The following is an 18724-nucleotide window of genomic DNA, read 5'->3' as shown; positions in this document are numbered from 1 at the left end:
AGGGGGGCAGATGAATCAGGCACGTCCTTGGTTGCAAAGTTATCCGGCCGGCGTTGCCGCCGAAATCGATCTTGAGCAGTTCCGCACGGTGGCCGAGGTGTTTGCCACCTCCGTGAAACGCTTCGCCGACCGGCCTGCGTACCATAGCTTCGGCAAGACCATCACCTACCGCGAGGCGGATCAGCTGGTCGAGCAATTCGCCGCCTACCTGCTTGGCGAGCTGCAGTTGAAGAAAGGCGACCGCGTCGCCTTGATGATGCCCAACTGCCTGCAATACCCCATCGCGACCTTCGGCGTGCTGCGTGCCGGTCTGACCGTGGTCAACGTCAATCCGCTGTACACCCCGCGCGAACTCAAGCATCAGTTGATCGACTCCGGCGCCAGCGTGCTGGTGGTCATCGACAACTTCGGCACCACCGTGCAGCAGGTCATCGCCGACACGCCGGTCAGGCAAGTCATCACCACCGGCCTGGGCGACATGCTGGGCTTCCCGAAGGCGGCACTGCTCAACTTCGTGGTCAAGTACGTCAAGAAGCTGGTGCCCGATTACCGCATCAACGGCGCGATTCGCTTCCGCGAGGCGCTGGCGCTGGGCCGCAAGCACCGCGTGCCGACGCTGCAGATCGAACCCGACGACATCGCTTTCCTGCAGTACACCGGCGGCACCACCGGCGTGGCCAAGGGCGCAATGCTGACCCACCGCAATCTGGTCGCCAACATGCAGCAGGCGCACCAGTGGCTGGCGGGTACCGGCAAGCTGGAAGAAGGCCACGAAGTGGTGATCACCGCGCTGCCGCTGTACCACATCTTCGCATTGACCGCGAACGGCCTGGTCTTCATGAAGATCGGCGGCTGCAACCACCTGATCAGCAACCCGCGCGACATGCCAGGCTTCGTCAAGGAGCTGAAAAAGACCCGCTTCACCGCGTTCACCGGCGTCAACACGCTGTTCAACGGGCTGCTCAATACGCCCGGATTCGATCAGGTGGATTTCTCCTCGCTCAAGATGACCCTTGGCGGCGGCATGGCCGTCCAGCGTTCGGTCGCCGAGCGTTGGAAGAAAGTCACCGGCCTGACCCTGGTCGAAGCCTACGGCCTGACTGAAACCTCGCCGGCCGCGTGCATCAACCCGATGGACCTGAAGGACTACAACGGTTCGATCGGCCTGCCGATTCCGTCCACCGATGCCTGCATCAAGGACGACGCCGGCGCGGAACTGCCCGTGGGCGAGATCGGCGAGCTGTGCATCAGGGGCCCGCAGGTCATGAAGGGCTACTGGAAGAAACCCGATGAAACCGCCAAGGTCATGGATGCCCAAGGCTGGCTGCATACCGGCGACATCGCGCGCATGGACGCACAGGGCTTCGTCTACATCGTCGATCGCAAGAAGGACATGATCCTGGTGTCCGGCTTCAACGTGTACCCCAACGAGATCGAGGACGTGATCGCCGAAATGCCCGGCGTGCTGGAAGTGGCCGCCGTGGGCGTGCCGGATGACAAGTCCGGCGAGATCGTCAAGGCGGTCATCGTGAAGAAGGACCCGGCCCTGACGGCCGACGATGTGAAGGCGCATTGCCGCGCCAACCTCACCGGCTACAAGCAGCCGCGGGTGATCGAATTCCGCAAGGAGTTGCCCAAGACCAACGTGGGCAAGATCCTGCGCCGCGAATTACGGGACGCACCGAAGACGTAATACCGCTTATACCGCAGCCCGAAGGCGTTCAGCCTTCTTTGACGCCCGCATTGCCGCAAGGCCTTGCGGGCGTTCGCTTTTGCACGCATAGAATCCGATGTCGGCGCACGCTCACGCGTTCAACCTCATCTCCGTCCGAAAGGCGGCCGGCCGGACGGTCATCACGGAGAACCACCATGTCTGCAGTTCAACCCTTCATTCGCACCAACATCGGCTCGACCCTACGCATCATCGAAGAACCGCAGCGTGACGTGTACTGGATCCATATGCATGCCGACCTGGCCACAAACCCGGGGCGTGCCTGCTTTTCGACGCGCCTGGTCGACGACATTACCGGCTATCAGACCAACCTTGGTCAACGCCTGAACAACGCCGGCGTGCTGGCTCCGCACGTGGTGCTGGCATCGGACAGCGATGTGTTCAACCTGGGCGGCGATCTGGCGCTGTTCTGTCAACTCATTCGCGAAGGCGACCGTGCTCGACTGCTTAATTACGCCCAACGCTGTGTACGCGGTGTGCACGCGTTCCATGTCGGCCTGGGCGCACGCGCGCACAGCATCGCCCTGGTGCAGGGCAATGCCCTCGGCGGCGGATTCGAAGCGGCGTTGAGCTGCCACACCATCGTCGCCGAGGAAGGGGTGATGATGGGATTGCCCGAAGTGCTGTTCGACCTGTTCCCGGGGATGGGCGCCTACTCTTTCATGTGCCAGCGTGTCAGTGCGCAACTGGCGCAAAAAATCATGCTCGAAGGCAATCTGTATTCTGCCGAGGAGTTGCTCGGCATGGGCCTGGTCGATCGCGTCGTGCCGCGCGGTCAGGGCGTGGCGGCGGTCGAACAAGTGATCCGCGAAAGCAAGCGCACGCCGCATGCCTGGGCGGCAATGCAGCAAGTGCGCGAAATGACCACGGCGGTGCCGCTGCAGGAAATGATGCGCATCACCGAAATCTGGGTCGATACGGCGATGCAGTTGGGCGAAAAGTCATTGCGCACCATGGACCGTCTGGTTCGCGCGCAATCGCGCCGCTCAGGGCTTGACGCCGGCTGATGCGTCGGCGGGCTATTCACTACTCCGGGGGGAGCGCTCGTCGTCGTTGGCGCTTTGTACGCGCGCGGCGAGTGCATCCTTTCCGGTCTGCAATTGGTCGCGCAACGCCGACAGCCGCTGTCGCCATTCGGCCTGCAGCTGCCAATCGGCCATGCGCATCAGCTCACCGCCACTGCCGGCCAGTTGGGCCAGCCCCAGATTGCTGGCAACGCCGCGCAATGCGTGGGCGCTTTCGCGCAATTGTTCCCAATCCGAGCGCGTGCCATCGCGCTCGATCGCGCCCACGCAGTTGTGCGCATCATCCAGACACTGCCGGACGAACTGACGTTCGAATTCTTCGCCCATGCCCAACGCCGCCAGTTCGTCCAGCACGCTGGCATCGAGCACGCCTTCGAAACTGGTCGATGCCTGCACCACCGTCGCCGGCGTCGCCAGCGCACGGGTGCTGACGGCGAGTTCGGCCAGCGTATCGAGCAGCTTGGCAGCCACCACGGGCTTGGCCAGGAACGCGCGTGCGCCAGCTTGTTCGCAGGCGCGGATCGCTTCTGGCGTGACGTCGGCACTGAGCACCACCACCGGGGTGTAGCGCATGCCGCTGGCCTGCATCACGCGCAACTGCTTGAGCATGTCCAGGCCGCTCATGCCCGGCATATGCAGATCCACAATCACCGCATCGAAATCCTCCTCGGCCATCGCGTCCAGCACCTGCTCGGCGCCGTTGACGCACGCCACCTTATGCCCTGCCTTCTCCAGCAATCGCTGCAACACCATGCGATTGGCTTCATGGTCGTCGGCCACCAGCATGCGCATACTGCGCACGCGCGCGCGGTGACGCAGAAACGGGTTGGAAAAGGCGATGACGTTGGAGGCTTCCAGCTCGTCGGGAGTCTCCAGCAACGCCCCGACCGGCGAGCGAGCCGGCGCCGCCGTCTCCAATACGCCGATCTCCAGCGGTAGCTCGAACCAGAACACGCTGCCGCCGGATGGATTGGGCGCAAAGCCAATCGCGCCGCCCATGGCCTCAACCAGGCCCTTGGCGATCGTGGTCCCCAGGCCGGTACCTTCATAGCGGCGCGACAAACCCACGTCCGCCTGCTCGAACGCCTCGAACAGGCGCGGACGCATGTCCATCGGCACGCCGATGCCGCTGTCTTCGACATCGAAACGCAGCCGCATCGTGTCGGCACCATTGCCGGAAACCCGCGCGACCCGCAGCAGCACATGCCCGTGCTCGGTGAACTTGACCGCATTACCCAACAGGTTGAGCAACACCTGGCGCAGATGGCCGGTGTCGCCCTTGAGCAGGTCCGGTACGTCGGTGGCCACCTCGGTAGCGTAATCCAGTCCGCGTGTCTTGGCCTGCGGCTGCAGAATCATGTTGACCGAGCCGATCATCTCGCGCAGCGAGAAATCGCGGCGATCGATGCGGATCTTGCCCGCCTCGATCGCAGAAATATCGAGCACTTCTTCCACCAGCGACAGCAGGCTGCGCGCCGAGGCCTGGATGGTATTCAGGCATTCTTTCTGCTCTGCATCCAGACGCGTGGTGGCCAGCACTTCGGTCATACCCGACAACCCATTCAACGGGGTGCGGAATTCGTGACTCATATTGGCCAGGAAACGGCTCTTGGCCTGGTTGGCATGCCGCGCCTCGCGTACCGCGCGCGTCATCGCACGCAACAACGAGTCGAAGTACAGCGGCACGGCGATCAAGCCCAGCAACAACCCCCAGCTCAGATAGGGATTGGCCTTCCAGTAAGGCGAAATCAGGATCGCGCTGAGAAAACTCAGGCTGGCCATCGCCGTGGCGGCACGCAGATAGGGACTGCCGTAGCGCAAGCCATTGCCGATGGTCACCCACATGCAGACCGCATACAGCGGCGAAGCCGGTTCGCCCTGGATTGCCATGATTGCGCCGGTGCAGGTGTAGTCGAGCACCATGCCGATCAGGCGACGCGTGTGCGACACGTGCGGCCGCAGCAGGATCGCCACCATCAGCCCCAGCGACACCACCAGCTCGCCGACCAGGATCAACCAGGTGGCCATCAGCGTATCGCCATGGGTGTGGTGGTAGCGCCACCCCAGGTAAGAAATGAACAGCGTGGTGATGATGATGCGGATCAGGTTCTGCGCGTGTTCCGAATCCGCCCGCCCCGAAAGACGCCGCTTCAACCATGGCAATGGAGACTTCATAGACGCCTCAGACCTGCGGTCGCTTCGATGGGGATGAAAGTGGGCTGCGCGGTCCTGCAGCATCGGCGCCATGGGCATACGCGGCGATACGCGCAGCGGCATCGGCACTGTCCTGCATCAGCCGCAACAACGACAGAGGAATGACCACCAGCGCCGCCAACAGGGCGATCCCGAGCTCGATCCGCTGTTGCCAATACGGGCTATTGGCAAGCGTCGCCCCGAAACTAAGCATAGCCATGGCCACCGCCGAGTGCAGTGCATGCCTGCCAAAGCGCAGGCCATTGCCGATCGTGACCCACATCACCACCACGTACAGGCAGGCCATCGGAGCGGCGAACCAGGTCATCGCCAGACTGAGCAGGCCATAGTCCGCCAGCATGCCGAGCGTCCGGCGCAGGTGCGAGGGCCGCGGCTTCGCAACGATCCACGCAAATAGCAGCAATGCCCCACCGTGCCCGATCGCGACCAGGCACAGCAATCGCTGCAGATGGTCATCGCTCAGTTGCCAATGCGGGGCGCAGACCAGCGTGTAGGCCAGGATCAGCCAGAGCATCACGATGCGCACCAACGCCTGACCGTGCTCGCTGTCGGGGCGCCGTGCGAGTCGCCGACGCAGCTGGGCAAGCGCCGCCCTCACCTCACACCCCGGGTCGCGCCGATGCGGTGGAGAACTCGCCACAGATCTGCTCCAACTGCGCGCGGCCGCGCAACAAGGCATCCACGCAGCGCGGGTCGAATAGGCGGCCACGTTGGGCATACAGATAGGCCAGCGCGGCGTCCATGGTCCAGGCCTCCTTGTACGGGCGCGGCGACAGCAAGGCGTCGAACACATCCGCCACTGCAACGATGCGCGCTTCCAGCGGAATCGCCTCACCGACCAGGCCATCCGGATAACCGGTGCCGTCATAACGTTCGTGATGACGCAGCGCAATCAACGCGCCGACCTGGATGAAACGGTTCTGGCTGCCGCTGAGCAGCTCGTAGCCGATGCGCGGATGGCGCCGCATCACGCTCATTTCGTCATCGGTAAGCTTGCCGGGCTTGAGCAGCACCGAATCGGGAATGGCGATCTTGCCCATGTCGTGCAGCGGTGCGGCCATCTCGATGATGCGCACCTCCTCTTCCGACAGCCCCAGTTGCTCGGCGATCAGGCCGGCCACGTGCGACATGCGCTCCAGGAACGCGCTGGTGCCCGAATCGCGATACTCGATCGCGCGCGCAAGCCGCGACAGGGTTTCGCGCTCGCGCTCTTCGACCTCGTTCATGCTGGCCAGCAGGCGCTGCTCCAGCGACAACGCGCGTTGCTTGACGCTTTCGCTCTGCTGGCGCAGCTGCAGCAGGTTGGAGCAGCGCGCCCGCAACTCGCGCGGACGGATCGGCTTGACCAGGAAGTCGATCACGCCGGCTTCCAGCGCCGCCTGACGAATCGGCTCGTCGCCCACGATGGTGATCAGGATGATCGGAATATCACGATGGCTGGGCAGCCGGCGCAGCCGACGCGTGAATTCCAGACCGTCCATGCCCGGCATGCGGTAGTCCAGCAGCAACAGGTCCACGCGCCCGGCTTCGCACCAGGCCAGGGCGTCGAGCGGATCGCCGAAGTCGTAGACCTTGAGCTCCGGCGCAATGTCCTCGATGACATGGCGCAGCATCGTTCGCGCGGACATCTGGTCATCGACAATGACGATGTTCAATCCCAGATCCGCCTTTTCCGCCCAGCTTCCCCATGTATCCGTCGACAATGCGCCGCCCGGACCCCCTAAAACATCCTGCATAGCCGTTGCTCCTCTATCTCGAGAACGGAAAAGCGATGACGCCGGCCCCTGTGCCGACTCCCCCGAACGATACGCTGTTCGAGGCTCCGCCCTAGCATATGCAGTATCTGTGCCGTCGGCACACCGCCAGCACAAAAAAATCAGGCTTCCGGACGCATATACGGGAACAGCAGGACATCGCGGATCGAGGTGCTGCCGGTCAGCAGCATCACCAGACGGTCGATCCCGATGCCCAGGCCGCCGGTCGGCGCCATGCCGTACTCCAACGCACGGATGTAATCGGCATCGAAATGCATCGCTTCGTCGTCGCCACCGTCCTTGGCCTGCACCTGCGCCTGGAAACGTGCGGCCTGGTCTTCGGGGTCATTGAGCTCGGAGAAGCCGTTGGCCAGCTCCTTGCCGTTGATGAACAGCTCGAAGCGGTCGGTGTACCCCGGCTCGGTGTCGCTGGAACGCGCCAGCGGCGACACTTCGACCGGGTGGTCGGTGATGAAGGTCGGCTGCACCAGGGTGTGCTCGACGGTGGCTTCGAAGATCTCCAGCAGCAGCTTGCCCCAGCCGTAGGACGGCTTGACCCGGATCTTCAGCCGCTCGCAATGGCGCAGCAGCGCCTCCCGGTCGGTGCAGTCGGCGGCGCTGATCTCCGGATTGTGGTGGCGAACGGCCTCATCCATGCGCCAGCGCCGGAAAGCCGGCGCCAGATCGATATCGGCGCCATCCCAGCTCACCTGGGCGGTCCCCAGCACCGTCTGTGCGGTGTCTCGGATCACCTGCTCGGTCAGGTCCATGATCTGGTGGTACGTGGCATAGGCCTCGTAGAGCTCGAGCATGGTGAACTCGGGGTTGTGCCGGGTCGACACGCCTTCGTTGCGGAAGTTGCGGTTGATCTCGTAGACACGCTCCAGCCCACCGACCACCAGACGCTTGAGATACAGCTCGGGGGCAACGCGCAGGTATAGATCCAGGTCCAGCGCATTGTGGTGGGTGGTGAACGGCTTGGCCGTGGCGCCGCCGGGGATGTAATGCATCATCGGCGTTTCCACTTCCAGGAAGCGGCGCGCGTCCAGCCAGGCGCGCATGGCGCGGATGATCTTGGAGCGCTTGATGAAGACCTCGCGCGCTTCGGGCGTCACGATCAGGTCGACATACCGCTGGCGGTAACGCTGCTCCACGTCCGACAGGCCATGCCACTTGTCCGGCAACGGGCGCAGCGACTTGGTCAGCAGGCGCAGCGCGCCGGCCTTGACCGACAGTTCGCCGGTCTTGGTGCGGGTGAGCCCACCCTCCACCGCCACGATGTCGCCCACATCCCAGCCCTTGAACGCGGTATAGGCATCGCCGAGCACATTGCCCTGCAGGAACAGCTGCACACGCCCGGATTCGTCCTGGATCTGCGCAAAGCTGGCCTTGCCCATCACCCGCTTGGCCATCAGGCGGCCAGCCATCCTGACCGTGCGCCCGCTGGCTTCCAGCGCTTCAGGGGTCCAGGTGTCGGCGTCGGCGAATTCTGCCTGCAGGTCGCCGGCGAAGTGTTCGCGCACGAAGTCGTTCGGGTAGGCGATGCCCTGCCCGCGCAACGCGCCCAGTTTCGCGCGACGCTCGGCGATGAGGCTGTTCTCGTCGGCGGGGATCTGCGGCGCGGGGGTCTGCTCGGTCATGGCGGGGATCGGTCTGCTTGGGTCGGGCGGGTGCCCGGGGGAATGAGGAACCGGCGGTGCCGGCACGCTTATTTACAACGATGACGTGACGAAGGCACGCGGTCACCGGGTTACCCGAAAGCCGCATCGCATTGGCAACGCTGCGTCACAGGCACTGCAGCGATGCGCCAGGATGCCGTCGCAACGGCGACCTGGCGCGGCGGTCAGGCGTCCAGGCGTTTGGACCCTGCTGCCAGACCGGCCTTCAGGCTGGCCTCGACGAATTCGTCCAGGTCACCGTCGAGCACCTTCTGCGTATCGCTGCGTTCGATGCCGGTGCGCAGGTCCTTGATGCGGCTCTGGTCGAGCACGTAATTGCGGATCTGGCTGCCCCAGCCGATGTCGGACTTGGTCGCTTCCAAGGCGTCCTTCTCGGCGTTGCGCTTCTGCACTTCCAGTTCGTACAACTTGGCGGCCAGCATCTTCATCGCGTTGTCGCGGTTCTGGTGCTGGCTGCGACCGGTCTGGCAAGCGACCACGGTATTGGTCGGGATGTGGGTGATACGCACCGCCGATTCGGTCTTGTTGACGTGCTGACCACCGGCACCGGAGGAGCGATACACGTCGGTACGCAGGTCGGCCGGGTTGATGTCGATCTCGATGTTGTCGTCCACTTCCGGCGACACGAACACCGAGGTGAAGCTGGTGTGCCGGCGGTTGTCCGAGTCGAACGGCGATTTGCGCACCAGCCGATGCACGCCGATCTCGGTCTTCAACCAGCCGTAGGCGTATTCGCCCTCGATGCGCACGGTGGCCGACTTGATGCCCGCCACTTCGCCACCGGAGACTTCCATCAGCTCGGTTTTCCAGCCGCGCGATTCGGCCCAGCGCAGATACATGCGCAGCAGGATTTCGGCCCAGTCCTGCGCCTCGGTGCCGCCGGCGCCAGCCTGGATGTCGACGAACGCGTTGGCGCTGTCCATCTGGCCGGAGAACATGCGCTGGAATTCCAGCTTTTCGACATGCGCCTGGTAGTTGTCCAGATCGGCGATCACCGCCAACGCAGTGTCTTCGTCCTGTTCGCTCTCGGCCAGCTCCAGCAGGTCGCCCGCATCGGCCAGGCCCGACAGCACATCGGCAATGCCGATCACGGTCTTTTCCAGCATCGACCGCTCGCGGCCCAGGGCCTGCGCACGTTCGGCGTCGTTCCACACATCCGGGCTTTCGAGCTCCCGGCTGACTTCCTCTAGACGCTCTTTCTTGGCGTCGTAGTCAAAGATACCCCCTGAGCGAGAGCACGCGATCGTTGAGATCGGTGATGCGCTGGCGGATCGGATTGGTTTCGATCATGACGGACTTCCGGCAAACAAGCGGGATAGTTTAGCAAGCGGGCGGCGGCGGCGGAACGCGGTGGAACCGTGGCCGCGCGCGCTGCAACACCCGCCACACCCCAGGCGCCTGGCTGCCACGCGCGACCGCAGGTTCCGCCGATGGCCACCGTCGCGCGTCGGTGTCGCAGCAACTGCGACCTGGCGGCGCCTGGGCCAGGGACGAAGTTGGGACCAGACGCTGGTCACCCCGGGCGCGCAGCAGGGGTTAGACCACCAGTGCGTCAGGTCTCGGAGCAGCAGCGCCCTGCCCGGCATGGGTCCGCAGACCTGCCAGGTGGCTGCGACTGCACGGCAGCACGCTGGCATCGCGCAGATGGACGCGCGCGTCGCCGGAATCGGACGGCTCGATCGCCTGCACCTGCCCCAGATTGACCAGATAGCTGCGGTGGATGCGCACGAACACGGCCGGGTCCAGCTTTGCCTCGATTGCCGCCATGGTGCTGCGCAACGGGTAATCGTGACCGCGCACATGCAGGTTGACGTAGTTGCCCGAGGCCTGGATCCACTCGATATCGGCAGTCGCGACCAGGAAATCGCGTCCCAGCTTGCGCACCAGAAAACGCTCCGGGCGATCCAGCGGCTCCACTGGTGGGCCTTCGTCAGGTGCGGCGAGCAGGTGCGCCTCGCCCTGACGGCGCCGTGCGTACCAGGCCAGTGTGTGCTGCACCGCCACCAGCAGCGCAAAGGTGCGCAGGTCCTTGGACAGCTCGTAGACCCACTGCAGCCAGCCGCCGAAATCGTAGTGTGCGCCGGCCAGGGCATAGACCAGCATGCGCAGCACCACCATGCCGGCGACATGCAGCAGCCACCAGCCCAATGCAGCCATCACATACGCCGGCAGGCGTCGCACCCAGACATCGGCATGCAACGGCCAGCGTGCGCACAGCCACACCACCGCCGGCAACAGCAGCAGCGCTGCGGTGGCGCTGCTCAGCTCCCAGCTCAGCACCTGCCACACCACGATGGGCTGGCCATCGCGGCGCGCGGCAAGCCAGGCGGTCCAGACGTTGCCCAGCGCGCTCAGATAGAACACCAGCGACCAGATCACCACCGCCCAGCGTGTGGCAGCGCGGCTGGCGCTGTCGTGGAGGATTGGCGGGCGCGTCCCGGTCGATTGCATTGCACACGTCCGCTGTTGGCAGCTGCCGATCATAGAGGCCTGCGCGGCAAGGCGAAACCGCCATCCCTGCCATCCCGATTCGTCCCCGGGTGGGCACGACTGGTCACTGTGGGCCCGGCTTTCCACCCCTGACACCACTGCTGGAGCGGGGCCGCGGGCAGGATGCATCCACTTCTTCACCAGCTACCGACCATGACCGAGCGCCGCCACGATATCGACGCCTTGCGCGTTTTCGCCTTCGCCCTGCTGATCCTCTACCACGTGGGCATGGCCTATGTGTCCGACTGGGGGTTCCACCTCAAGAGCGTGCACACGGCTGAGTGGCTGCAGTGGCCGATGATCGTGCTCAACCGGTGGCGCATGCCGTTGTTGTTCATGATCTCCGGCATTGCGATCGGGTTGTCGCAGCCGCAAGCCGCGCCGTGGCGCTTCGCGTTGCGTCGTTGCGGGCGGTTGCTGCCGCCCTTGCTGTTCGGCATGTTCGTGGTGGTGGCGGTGCAGGCCTACTGCCAGGGCGTGAGCAACGGCAAGGTCGCCACCGGCTTCGGCAGCTTCCTGCTGCGCTACTGGCAGGTGCGCCCATGGCCGGCCGGCAGTTTCGATGGCTGGGAACACGGCATTACCTGGAATCACTTGTGGTACCTGGCCTACCTGCTGCCCTACACGGTGGCCCTGATGGCGCTGGTGTCGCTGGCCAGGCTGGTGCGGCTGCCGGCCTTACCGCCGCTTCCCGCCGCAGTGGTGGTGCCCGCCCTGCTGGTGTTGCCGATCCTGTGGGAAGCGTTCTGCGTGATGTGGGTGATGCCGCGCCATCCGCCGACCCATGCGTTGGTGGGCGACTGGTTCGTGCATGCCGAATCGTTCCCGCTGTTCCTCTTGGGCTATCTGTTGGCACGCAGCGAACGCTTCTGGCAGCTGGCCGTGCAACTGCGCTGGCTCACCCTGGTCACTGCGGTGCTGGCCATCACCACCGAGTTGGGCATTCGTTATCTGGGCATGCACGTGCAGCCCGCGCAGCTGCCGCCGGCATTGGCCGCGCTGCCATGGGAAGGCCTGGAACACGCCGCACGCGCGGCCTATACCTGGCTGGCGCTGCTGACCCTGCTGGGCTGGGCCAGGCAGCGTTTGAACCGGCCGTTCCGCTGGCTGCCTTATTGCGCCGAAGCGGTGTTTCCCTGGTACATCCTGCATCAGAGCCTGATCATCGTGACGCTGTACTGGTTGATGCCGTTGCAGTTGAACGCCTGGCTGGAACCGGCGCTGGTGATCGCCGCCACGGTGATCGGCTGTCTGGCGCTGCATGAGTACGTGATCCGGCGGGTGCGTTGGTTGCGGCCGTTGTTCGGCTTGCGTGGGCGCACGCAGGCTGCGCCGCGCCAGCTCGGTGTTACGGCAGTCGCGTCGTAACACTCTCGCCAATCGCACGTTCGAGACGACGCCAAGCGACTGTCACAAACCTGGGCGGCGATCAGATCGCAGATCAGCCAGTGACGGTCACCGGCTCGCAATGCTCCACGATCAACTGCACCGCCGTGCCGCCGCGGTAGTCGTCGGCGACCAACCGATACGCCAGCCGCACCAAGCGCGCTGGGTCGCTGCCGCGCCAGCCGTTGAAGTGGATGGCATTGAGCGGCTCGGCGCGCCCGGGGCACCGCAGGGTCAACTTGAGGTGGCGGTCCTTGAGTACGCGGTGCTGCAGCACCTCGAACTGACCATCGAACAGCGGTTCTGGAAAGCCCTGCCCCCACGGACCGGCCACGCGCAGCGCTTCGGCATGCAGGTGATCGAGTTCGTGCGCGGCCAGTTCGCCGTCGCTGTGCAATTGGGCATGCAGCAGCGAGGCATCCACCATCGCCGTCACCTGCGCCAGGAAGGCCTGCTCGAACGTGGCCAATACCGCATGGTCGATACTCAACCCGGCCGCCATCGCATGGCCACCGAACTTCTGGATCAGCCCGGGATGCCGCGCGTCCACCGCCGCCAGCACATCGCGGATATGCAGGCCGGGAATCGAACGCGCCGAGCCACGCAACTGGCTGCTGCCCGGCTCGGCCGGTGCCAGGGCGATCACCGGGCGGTGCAGGCGGTCCTTGAGTTTGGAGGCCACCAGACCGATCACGCCCGGGTGCCAGTCGGCATCGAACAGGCACGCAGCGATCGGCAATGCACCATCGCCATCCAGCACCACCTTGGTGACGGCGTGCTCGGCATCGTCGGTCATCAACTGCTGCACCGCGCGGCGCTCGGCGTTGATCTCTTCCAGCGTGCCGGCGATCTCGCGGGCCTGGCTCCAGTCTTCACTGAGCAACAGTTCGATGCCCAGCGCCATGTCCTCGAGCCGACCGGCGGCATTGAGGCGCGGCCCGAGCGCAAACCCGATATCGCTGGCGCTCAGCCGCGCCACATCGCGGCCGCTGGCATCGATCAAGGCCCGCAACCCGATGCAGCCCTTGCCCTCACGCAGGCGACGCAATCCGGCCGACACCAGCGCACGGTTATTGGTGTCCAGCGGTACCAGATCGGCAACGGTACCGACTGCGACCAGATCCAGCAGCACCGACAAATCCGGCTCGGGGCGCCCGGCGAAGGCGCCGCGTTTGCGCAACACGCTGCGCAATGCGAGCAACACATAGAAGATCACCCCGACCCCGGCCAGGGTCTTGCTGGGGAAGGTGTCTTCGGCCAGGTTCGGGTCGACGATCGCATCGGCCGGCGGCAGCATCTCGCCCGGCAGGTGGTGGTCGGTGACCAGCACCGTCCAGCCGCGCGCCTTGGCTGCGGCCACGCCGGCGTGACAGGCGATGCCGTGATCGACGGTGACCAGCACATCCGGCTGCAACGCCGCCAGTTCGTCGACCAACGCAGGCGACAGGCCATAGCCGTGCACCATGCGATTGGGCACGGCGTGGTGCACATCCAGCGCACCGAGCATGCGCAGGCCGCGCACACCGACGGCGCAGGCGGTGGCGCCATCGCAGTCGAAATCGCCCACCACCAGAATGCGCCGTTGCTGCGCGATCGCATCGGCCAGTAGCTCGGCGGCCACGCCGCTGTTGTGCAGCAATTCCGGCGACAACAACTGGCCCAGTCGCGGCTGCGCGCCTTGCGCATCGGTGACGCCACGCGCTGCATAGATGCGACGCAGCAGCGGCAACATGGTATCGGGCCAGCTGCCGGCCTGCCCGGAGGGGCGCCGGACGATCCGCGGAGGCGACGTCATTGCGCCAGCTGCACCCGCGGCTTGCGCCAGAAACGCCAGCGCTGCGCATGCGTGAGCGCTACGCTTTCGCCGTCCTGGAAGTCCAGCACCAGCCGATCCAGTTCGCCGCGCGCCATCGCCGCCAGCAGCGGCGCCACCGCATCGTCGCTGAACTGCTGCAGCGAACGCAGATGACGCAGATCCACCAGCGCATCGACGCGTTGTTCGCCCTGCGCATCGGCACCTGCCGCCAGCGCCAGCGCGCGCAGCAGCGATTCGCGACTGCGCACCTGGCGATGCGGCGAACTCACCGCGTGCGGCAGGACGCCGCCACCCCAGAACCACAGCGAATTGATGGCCGGCTTGCCGCTGGCGACGCGACCTTCATTCCAGGGATGTTGATGCAGCAGCACCTGCGCTTCGGTCAGCAAGGCCCGCCAGCGGCGCCCGCTGTCGCCGGCCGGCAGGTGCTCGAACAAGTCGTCGCCAATGGCGACATCGGGCGGTGCGAAGTCCGGCAACTTCGCATCCGGCGACAGGCGCAGATACCAACGCGAGGGCGTGGGCGCATCCAGCAGAAAGCCAGCATCGCCGAACATCGGCTTGAGGATGGGCAAGAGCACCGCCAGATCGTCGGCGGTGGGGCCGAGCGCCTCGCCGTAGCCCATCAGCCGCGCACCCTGCATGTCCGGCACCACATAGGCCGGATCCGCGCGCACCCAGGTGGCGCCGGCGGCATCGCCGGCATCCAGCTGGCGCGTCAACGCCGCCACTGGCCAGTGCGCCGGGGTCAGGCTGAAATGGCGCTGCAATTGCGCCACTTCGCCGGCATCGGCGCTGTGTCCGTCGGCGCGCGCAAGCGCACGCGCCACTGCCGTGTCGCCCAGGGTTCCGGGCAGACGGCGTTTTTCCGGCAGCAGCAGCGTGGCGGTGGTCATCGCGCAGTGATGCCGGTCAGTCCAGGTAGGCGACGCTGACGACTTCGTACTCGCGCTGGCCGGCCGGCGCATCGATGGTCACCGAATCGCCTTCCAGCTTGCCGATCAGCGCGCGCGCCAGCGGCGAGGAGATCGCGATCAGGCCCATCTTGATGTCCGCCTCCAGATCACCAACGATCTGGTAGCGCTTCTCTTCGTCGGTTTCGGTATCGGCCAGCGTCACCGTGGCGCCAAACACGATTTTGGTGCCGGCCGACAACTTGGTGATATCGATGATTTCGGCATGCGAAAGCTCGCTTTCTAGCTGCTTGATGCGGCCTTCGATGAAGCTCTGCTGCTCGCGCGCGGCGTGGTATTCGGCATTTTCCTTCAGGTCGCCGTGCGCACGCGCTTCGGCGATCGCATTGATCACCTCGGGGCGCTTGACCGACTTCAAATGCTCCAGCTCTTCGCGCAGGCGCTGCGCGCCCTTCGATGTCATGGGTGCTCTCATGCTTCCAGCTCCTTGTGCAGTTCCTGCAGCGACCACACAGGGCCGGTGCCGCGGAATTCCAGCGATTGCACCAGCGCCTTGGCGCCGGCGACAGTGGTCGAATAGGTCACGCGATGCTGCAGCGCTTCGCGGCGGATCGAGAACGAATCCGAAATGGCGGCGCGACCTTCGGTGGTGTTGACGATGTAGACGATCTCGCCGTTCTTGATCGAATCGACGATGTGCGGGCGGCCTTCGGCCACCTTGTTGACGATTTCGCAGCTCAGCCCGTTCTGCTGCAGCCACGCACCGGTACCGCGCGTGGCCACCAGCGTGAAGCCACGCTCCACCAGCGCCTGCGCCACCGGCAGCACGCGCTGCTTGTCCGGGTCGCGCACCGAGACGAAGGCCTTGCCGACCGGCGGCGCCTTGATGCCACCGGCTTCCTGCGCGCGTGCGAACGCGGCGCTGAAGCTGCGGCCCACGCCCATCACCTCGCCGGTGGAGCGCATCTCCGGCCCGAGGATCGGGTCCACACCCTGGAACTTGGCGAACGGGAAGATCGCTTCCTTCACCGAGTAATAGTCCGGCACGATTTCCTTGGTGGCGCCCTGCTCGGCCAGCGTCTTGCCGGCCATGCAACGTGCAGCGATCTTGGCCAGCGGCATGCCGATCGCCTTGGACACGAACGGCACCGTGCGCGAGGCACGCGGGTTCACTTCCAGCAGGTACACGATGTCGTCGCCCGCTTCGTTGACCTGCACCGCGAACTGGGTGTTCATCAGGCCGACCACGTTCAAACCTTCGGCCAACATGACCACCTGGCGACGCAGCTCGGCCTGGGTCTGGGGCGAGAGCGAATACGGCGGCAGCGAGCACGACGAATCGCCCGAATGCACGCCGGCTTCTTCGATGTGTTCCATCACCCCGCCGATCAGTACGTTACCGTCCTTGTCGGCAATAATGTCCACGTCCACTTCCACCGCGTTATCGAGGAAACGGTCCAGCAGCACCGGTGAATCGTTGGAGACCTTGACCGCATCGCGCACGTAGCGCGCCAGGTCGGACTCGCCGTAGACGATTTCCATCGCACGGCCGCCCAGCACGTAGCTCGGGCGCACCACCAGCGGGTAGCCGATTTCGCGTGCCAGCACCAAGGCTTCTTCGGCATTGCGGGCGATGCGGTTCGGCGGCTGCTTCAGGCCGAGCTTGTCGACCAACTGCTGGAAACGCTCGCGGTCTTCGGCCAGGTCGATCGAGTCCGGCGAGGTGCCGATCACCGGCACGCCGTTGGCTTCCAGCGCACGCGCCAGCTTCAGCGGAGTCTGGCCGCCGTACTGCACGATCACGCCCTTGGGTTTTTCCAGCTCGACGATTTCCAGCACGTCTTCCAGCGTCAGCGGCTCGAAGTACAGGCGGTCGGAGGTGTCGTAATCGGTGGAGACGGTTTCCGGATTGCAGTTGACCATGATGGTTTCGAAACCATCATCGCGCAGCGCCAGTGCCGCGTGCACGCAGCAGTAATCGAACTCGATGCCCTGGCCGATGCGGTTGGGGCCACCGCCCAGGATCATGATCTTGTCGCGATCGGTCGGCAGCGCCTCGCATTCGTCCTCGTAGGTCGAGTACAGATAGGCTGTGCTGGTGCCGAATTCGGCGGCGCACGAATCCACGCGCTTGTAGACCGGGCGCACCTTCAGCGCGCGGCGCAACGTGCGCACCGATTCTTCGTTGCTGCCGATCAGCTGCGCCATGCGCGCATCGGAGAACCCGGCACGCTTGAGCATGCGCAGGCGCGGTGCATCCAGCGCCGCCATGCCGTCGTCGGCCAGCTGCTGTTCGTGGCTGATGATTTCTTCGATCTGGTCCAGGAACCAGGGGTCGATGAACGACAGCGCATACACATCGGCCACCGTCATGCCGGCACGGAAGGCATCGGCCACGTAGAACAAACGCTCCGGGCCCGGTGCCTTGAGCTCGCGCTTGAGCGTGGCGATGTCGTCTTCGCTGCTCAGGTCCAGGCCGGTCGGATCCAGGCCGATCTTGCCGGTTTCCAGGCCACGCAGCGCTTTCTGCAGCGATTCCTGGAAGGTGCGGCCCATCGCCATCACCTCGCCCACCGACTTCATCTGCGTGGTCAGGCGCGCATCGGCCTGCGGGAATTTTTCGAACGCAAAGCGCGGAATCTTGGTGACCACGTAGTCGATCGACGGCTCGAACGAGGCCGGGGTCAGACCGCCGGTGATCTCGTTCTTCAATTCGTCCAGCGTGTAGCCCACGGCCAGCTTGGCGGCGACCTTGGCGATCGGGAAGCCAGTGGCCTTGGAGGCCAGCGCCGAGGAACGCGATACGCGCGGGTTCATTTCGATGACGACCACGCGGCCGGTGGTCGGGCTGATGCCGAACTGCACGTTCGAGCCGCCGGTATCCACGCCGATCTTGCGCAGCACCGCGATCGAGGCATCGCGCAGGCGCTGGTATTCCTTGTCGGTGAGCGTCTGCGCCGGCGCCACGGTGATCGAGTCGCCGGTGTGCACGCCCATCGGGTCCAGGTTTTCGATGGCGCACACGATGATGCAGTTGTCGGCGGTGTCGCGCACCACTTCCATCTCGAATTCTTTCCAACCCAGCACCGATTCTTCCACCAGCACTTCGGTGGTCGGCGACAGTTCCAGGCCGCGGCCAACGATCTCGATCAGCTCTTCGCGGTTGTAGGCGATGCCGCCACCGCTACCGCCCAGGGTGAAGCTGGGGCGGATGATGGTCGGGTAACCGACGCGGGTCTGGATCTCCAGCGCTTCTTCCAGCGTGTGGGCAACCGCCGCCGTCGGGCAATCCAGCCCGATCTCGCCCATCGCCACGCGGAACAGCTCGCGGTCTTCGGCCATGCGGATCGCTTCGCGCTTGGCACCGATCAGCTCGACGTTGTACTTCTCCAGCACACCGTGGTCGGCCAGGTCCAGCGCGCAGTTCAGCGCGGTCTGCCCGCCCATGGTCGGCAGCAGGGCATCGGGCTTTTCCTTGGCGATGATCTTTTCGACCGTCTGCCAGTTGATCGGCTCGATATACACGGCGTCTGCCATGTTCGGGTCGGTCATGATGGTGGCCGGATTGCTGTTGACCAGCACCACGCGGTAACCCTCGTCGCGCAGCGCCTTGCACGCCTGCGCGCCGGAGTAGTCGAACTCGCAGGCCTGGCCGATGACGATCGGGCCGGCGCCGATGATGAGGATGGTTTTAAGGTCGGTGCGCTTTGGCAT

General features: G+C 65.1%; 13 protein-coding genes. 3 read left to right on the top strand and 10 right to left on the bottom strand.

The window, feature by feature from the left end:
- Positions 1-10 precede the first annotated feature (10 nt).
- A complete protein-coding gene (gene rpfB / locus ACCQ16_RS09555) occupies positions 11-1693 on the top strand; it encodes a fatty acyl-CoA ligase RpfB (protein WP_029819303.1) in 1683 nt (560 codons plus the stop codon).
- A 176-nt stretch (positions 1694-1869) separates the two neighbouring features.
- Positions 1870-2739, top strand: a complete 870-nt coding sequence (rpfF, locus tag ACCQ16_RS09550) for a diffusible signal factor synthase RpfF (RefSeq protein WP_011347215.1) — start codon at positions 1870-1872, stop codon at positions 2737-2739.
- 12 nt (positions 2740-2751) lie between these two features.
- Here rpfF and rpfC read toward each other — a convergent pair whose 3' ends face one another.
- The 6 genes from rpfC to ACCQ16_RS09520 form a co-directional block, all read right to left on the bottom strand.
- Entirely contained in the window at positions 2752-4932 is a 2181-nt protein-coding gene (gene rpfC / locus ACCQ16_RS09545; RefSeq protein ID WP_011347214.1) for a sensor histidine kinase RpfC, read from the bottom strand.
- A gap of 7 nt (positions 4933-4939) precedes the next feature.
- Positions 4940-5569, bottom strand: coding sequence for an RpfH protein (locus ACCQ16_RS09540; protein WP_372380325.1), 630 nt, complete (start codon positions 5567-5569; stop codon positions 4940-4942).
- A gap of 1 nt (position 5570) precedes the next feature.
- Positions 5571-6707 carry a cyclic di-GMP phosphodiesterase response regulator RpfG gene (gene rpfG / locus ACCQ16_RS09535; protein ID WP_372380324.1) on the bottom strand — a complete coding sequence of 379 codons (1137 nt, stop codon included), beginning with the start codon at positions 6705-6707 and terminating at the stop codon, positions 5571-5573.
- Between the two features lie 140 nt (positions 6708-6847).
- The gene (gene lysS / locus ACCQ16_RS09530) at positions 6848-8365 is read right to left on the bottom strand and encodes a lysine--tRNA ligase (protein ID WP_136733184.1); all 1518 of its coding nucleotides are present in this window, start codon (positions 8363-8365) and stop codon (positions 6848-6850) included.
- A 203-nt stretch (positions 8366-8568) separates the two neighbouring features.
- Positions 8569-9694 (bottom strand): peptide chain release factor 2 gene (prfB, locus tag ACCQ16_RS09525; RefSeq protein ID WP_104613799.1). Its coding sequence is split into 2 segments (ribosomal slippage): positions 8569-9618 and positions 9620-9694, totalling 1125 coding nucleotides; the frame shifts between segments, so codons are not numbered across the junction.
- Positions 9695-9940: 246 nt separating this feature from the next.
- On the bottom strand, positions 9941-10888 hold the full coding sequence (locus tag ACCQ16_RS09520) for a LytTR family DNA-binding domain-containing protein (RefSeq protein WP_033478479.1): 948 nt from the start codon (positions 10886-10888) through the stop codon (positions 9941-9943).
- Positions 10889-11047: 159 nt separating this feature from the next.
- Between ACCQ16_RS09520 and ACCQ16_RS09515 the strand changes: the two genes are divergently transcribed.
- Positions 11048-12262 (top strand): acyltransferase family protein, encoded by a 1215-nt coding sequence (locus tag ACCQ16_RS09515; RefSeq protein ID WP_277569785.1) that lies wholly within the window; start codon positions 11048-11050, stop codon positions 12260-12262.
- 73 nt (positions 12263-12335) lie between these two features.
- Here the strand turns inward: ACCQ16_RS09515 and recJ are convergent, their stop codons facing one another.
- From recJ to carB, 4 genes are read right to left on the bottom strand one after another with little or no spacing between them, the layout of a single operon-like run.
- Positions 12336-14075 carry a single-stranded-DNA-specific exonuclease RecJ gene (recJ, locus tag ACCQ16_RS09510; RefSeq protein ID WP_277573135.1) on the bottom strand — a complete coding sequence of 580 codons (1740 nt, stop codon included), beginning with the start codon at positions 14073-14075 and terminating at the stop codon, positions 12336-12338.
- On the bottom strand, positions 14072-14992 hold the full coding sequence (locus ACCQ16_RS09505; protein WP_008571480.1) for a hypothetical protein: 921 nt from the start codon (positions 14990-14992) through the stop codon (positions 14072-14074). Before ACCQ16_RS09505 ends, recJ begins: the two co-directional genes overlap by 4 nt.
- Before the next feature lie 16 nt (positions 14993-15008).
- Positions 15009-15473 carry a transcription elongation factor GreA gene (gene greA, locus ACCQ16_RS09500; RefSeq protein ID WP_003486289.1) on the bottom strand — a complete coding sequence of 155 codons (465 nt, stop codon included), beginning with the start codon at positions 15471-15473 and terminating at the stop codon, positions 15009-15011.
- An 8-nt stretch (positions 15474-15481) separates the two neighbouring features.
- Complete coding sequence (carB, locus tag ACCQ16_RS09495) at positions 15482-18724, bottom strand: carbamoyl-phosphate synthase large subunit (protein ID WP_029819293.1); 3243 nt, start codon at positions 18722-18724, stop codon at positions 15482-15484.

The organism is Xanthomonas sp. NCPPB 1062, from assembly GCF_041481705.2.
GTDB lineage: Bacteria > Pseudomonadota > Gammaproteobacteria > Xanthomonadales > Xanthomonadaceae > Xanthomonas > Xanthomonas euvesicatoria.
Note: the sequence above shows the minus strand (reverse complement) of the source record. Positions and strands in the feature narration are given on the sequence as shown.